The sequence below is a fragment of the Candidatus Polarisedimenticolia bacterium genome (assembly GCA_035764505.1).
Taxonomy (GTDB): domain Bacteria; phylum Acidobacteriota; class Polarisedimenticolia; order Gp22-AA2; family AA152; genus AA152.
Genome location: DASTZC010000095.1, coordinates 1 through 3,452 on the forward strand (window position 1 = coordinate 1; position 3,452 = coordinate 3,452).

The 3,452-nt window shown below is 66.3% G+C and carries 4 protein-coding genes; all 4 read right to left on the bottom strand.

The window, feature by feature from the left end:
* The coding region (locus VFW45_06460) for a M20/M25/M40 family metallo-hydrolase (protein ID HEU5180413.1) at positions 1–989 on the bottom strand (989 nt) is incomplete at its 3' end.
* A 257-nt stretch (positions 990–1,246) separates the two neighbouring features.
* Positions 1,247–2,188: a hypothetical protein gene (locus tag VFW45_06465; protein ID HEU5180414.1), complete on the bottom strand. Its 942-nt coding sequence runs from the start codon at positions 2,186–2,188 to the stop codon at positions 1,247–1,249.
* 22 nt (positions 2,189–2,210) lie between these two features.
* On the bottom strand, positions 2,211–3,014 hold the full coding sequence (locus tag VFW45_06470; protein HEU5180415.1) for a carbon-nitrogen hydrolase family protein: 804 nt from the start codon (positions 3,012–3,014) through the stop codon (positions 2,211–2,213).
* Positions 3,015–3,221: 207 nt separating this feature from the next.
* The coding region (locus VFW45_06475; protein HEU5180416.1) for a PH domain-containing protein at positions 3,222–3,452 on the bottom strand (231 nt) is incomplete at its 5' end.

Genomic DNA, 3,452 nt, shown 5'->3' on the forward strand with positions numbered 1-3,452 from the left:
CCAGCAAGCCGGCGCGCCACGGGATGATCCTCCGCAACCCCGCTGGCTTCGCCTTCCTGCAGGACCTCGACCTGGAGATCGATGCCGCGCGACCGGCACTCTTCGAGGAGGGTCAGGAGCCTGGCCTTCTCGTCATCCAGGCTCTCCTCCGGGTTGAAGCGTCGCTCCACCGTGAAGCGGCACGACTCGGGAACGGCGTTGAAGTTCGTGCCCCCCTCGACGCGCCCTCCAAGCATCAGAATCGAGCGCGCCGCCGCTTCCGGCCCGATGCGGTAGGCGGTGCGGCGATCCTCCACCTCGGATTTGAGGACCTGCAGCGCCGCCGCCACCTGCAGCATCCCTTCGAAGGCGTTGATCCCCTGGTGCTGCAGCCCGACGTGCGCCGAGCGCCCCCTCACGGTGATCTGCAGCGTGACGGCGCCGCGGCTGGCGTTCCAGACGGCGCCGCTGGTGGGCTCGGGAGTCAGCATCGCCAGGCCGTTTCTTCCCAGCAAGCCGGCGCGATCGAGATACTCGGAGCCGCCCCGGCCTCCGGTCTCCTCGTCTCCCACCAGGCACAGCCCGACGCGCCCCTTGAGAGGAGTTCCGGTCTCCTTGAGCAGGTAGGCGGCATAGATCATGACCGCCAGACCGGCTTTCATGTCGGTCGCGCCGCGCCCGTACAGACGCCCCTCCTGCACGCGCGGGCTGAACAGCTCGCGCCGCTGCGCGGGAACGACGTCGTAGTGTCCATGGAAATACAAGACCCGCTCACCTTCTCCTTGGAACCCCAGGAGGCTGAAGCGCGGCAAATCCCCGTATCCGGGAGTCTCCACCACCTCATGGCGCAATCCGAGTCGATCCATCTCGAAGCGGATCCGGCCGATGCATTCGCGGTAGTGATTGCCGGGGGGATTTTCGGTGGCGATGCGGATCAGGTCCTGGCAGAAGCCCAGCATTCCCTTCTTGTGGCTTTCGAGGGCTCCGGAGAAGGCGCGCAGCATTTCCATGGAAACGACTCAATCTCTTTCCGCCGACCTGCTCTTCCAGCATTGTCCTCGAAGTCTTCATCGCAGACCTCGTGGAGGGGTCGCGACTCCGAGCTCGCGTTACATGTCGGCGGCGTCCGCATGCCTTCGGAGGCGCAACACTCGAGGCCAATATAGCAGACGCGCATGCGGGAGACTGTCGGGGGAAGGCCTGAAAATCGGATAGCGATGCGGCGGCTATGTCACGGGATGTTCGGGCTCGTTCCCGCTGCTCCGTCTCACTCCGCCGGCTTGCCGGTGGCGAGAACGATTTGCCGGATCGCCTCCTCGCGCGTCTCTTTCCCGTCGAGATAGGCGCGCCAATGGGCTTCGAAAGGCTCCTGGAATCCCACGAATACCCGGGTGAACATGCCGCGGTAGATGATCGGCTCGTATTCGACGCCGCGCCGCGCCAGGGCTTTCCGCGTCAGCTCGCCGGCCGTGTAGAACAGCAGGCCGTGCCAGAGGTTGTAGGGAACCTTCCGGTTCAGCTCGGCCGCCGCTTTCACCAGGTCGGCCCCCACAGCGCCCGAGGCGGGTTCGACAATTCCGTGCGACGGCTCGTGCATCAAGCTCTCGAGCGCCGCGAAGCCCTGGCTGCCCGGGTCCGTGCTTTGAATCACGCAGTGGACCGAGGCGGAATCGCCGACCGTGTAGGCGCCGAACTCCCAACCGAAGGCGGCGACGTCCACCAGGATGCGCTTCGGGAACGGGACCCCGTAGGCACGGGCGTGCGCCGCCAGCAACTCCGCTCCGGCCGACTCGAGCAGCGGCCGGGCGACGGCGATCCAGAAGCGGTTGCCGAAATCGTCCTCGGCCCATTGCTGCTTTTCGTACAGCGTCATCGCCCGGGCCAGCGCGCCGCGCGCCGGCTCGGGAATCGTTTCCGGCGGCCGGGTCCCGCGCGCCTGGGACAGGGCCGCGTTCATCTCGATCAGCTCCCGATCGTAGATCGGAGAGCGCTTCCCGAGAAACTGGCGGTAGACGCCCACCGCGGAGTCCCAGGCCGCCGTTTCCTCGGAAGTCAGCCCTTTCGGCGTGCTCGGCTCGAAGCGGGCGGCATAGAGCAGGCGCTGGTGCAGATTCACCCACCTATTGCTCTGCAGCCGGTAGCGCTCGACTTTCACGGCTTCGGGAGGAGCCGCCAGCGCCAGGAACAGGAGGGATGCGACCAGGCTCATGAAGGGGGCGCGGCCGCGGCGATCACGAGACCTTCCCTTCGCGATAACGGTCGGGAGCATAGCGGGAAGCCAGCAGCCCGGAAGCCTCCTCCACCCGGATCGGCTGCACCAGCACTCCCTCCTGGCCGTACGGAAGGAAGGCCTGGCAGCGGCCCGACGGATCGATCAGGCAGGTCGCCGATTCCTGGAAACGCAGCGCATAGTTCACGCTCGCGAAGTAGATGGTGTTCTCCAGGCTGCGCATCATCATCGCCTTCTCGTAATACGGCGCCTGGGGAGAGCCCCATTCCTTGAGGCGCGCGCCGATATGGTCGCTTCCCGTATGGTGCGGGTGGAAGACGATCTTCGCGCCGCGCACGGCGGCCCAGCGCACCGTCTCGGGATAGCGCCACCCTTCGTGGCAGATCGACACGCCGAAGCGGATCCCCTGAATCTCGAAAAGCTGCCGGCTGTCGCCGGGAATATAGAAGCGGTCCTCGGTGGGATCCAGCTGGTTCTTCGTCTGGATTCCCTGCAGCTCGCCCTGAGCGTCGATGACGAAGGCGGCGATCTGACGGCCCGCTTCGGTCACGCGCTCCATCCCGAGGATCGTGGCCACCCCGAAGCTCCTGGCCCATTGCGCCACCGTCTTCAGGGCGTGCTCCTGCTCCTTGCGATCGAAGGGAAAGATTCCGAAATCCTGTCCGCGCAGACCCGGCAGGTAAGCTTCGGGGAAGCAGATGATCTCGGCGCCGCGCACCGATGCCTCGGATTGCAGCTCCTTGATCTTCCCCAGCCCCTCGTCGAGCGAGGCGGCAACCCCGGGCGATGCCAGCGCGATCTTCAAACAGGTCCTCCGGATTTCATAACCAGGATAGCGGAGCCCTTCAGGCAGGCAAACCGCGCGCCCCCGAGAGGAACCAAGGAACGCGGCGTGTCATCGGAAGTCCCAGGGTTGCGATTCAGAAATCGGGTCAACATCGGAGCCGCCTGGATCGCACGGAGCGTCGAAGCGCCGCGTACCCCTACGCAAGCGAGACGCAACGCAGCGACACTAGCCCCATATCCGGGGCAGGTTGCCGGCCGCGGTCGCCTCGAGGACGGTGCGCGTCTCGGAGTCGATCGCCGCAGCCGAGACCTGGCCCAGCGCCGCCTGCGCGAAGCCCGGCAGCCCCATCAGCATGGCGGAGACGCGCACCACGCCGCCATCGGCGAGGTCGATGCGGAACCACTTGGCCGAGTGCGAATAGTGCAGCCGGCGCACGGCGTCCCACTTGAGCACACC

Bases quoted from the DNA above. Each gene is read 5' to 3' on its own strand.
- VFW45_06465 (HEU5180414.1), bottom strand. From the start codon at position 2,188: ATGAGCCTGGTCGCATCCCTCCTGTTCCTGGCGCTGGCGGCTCCTCCC.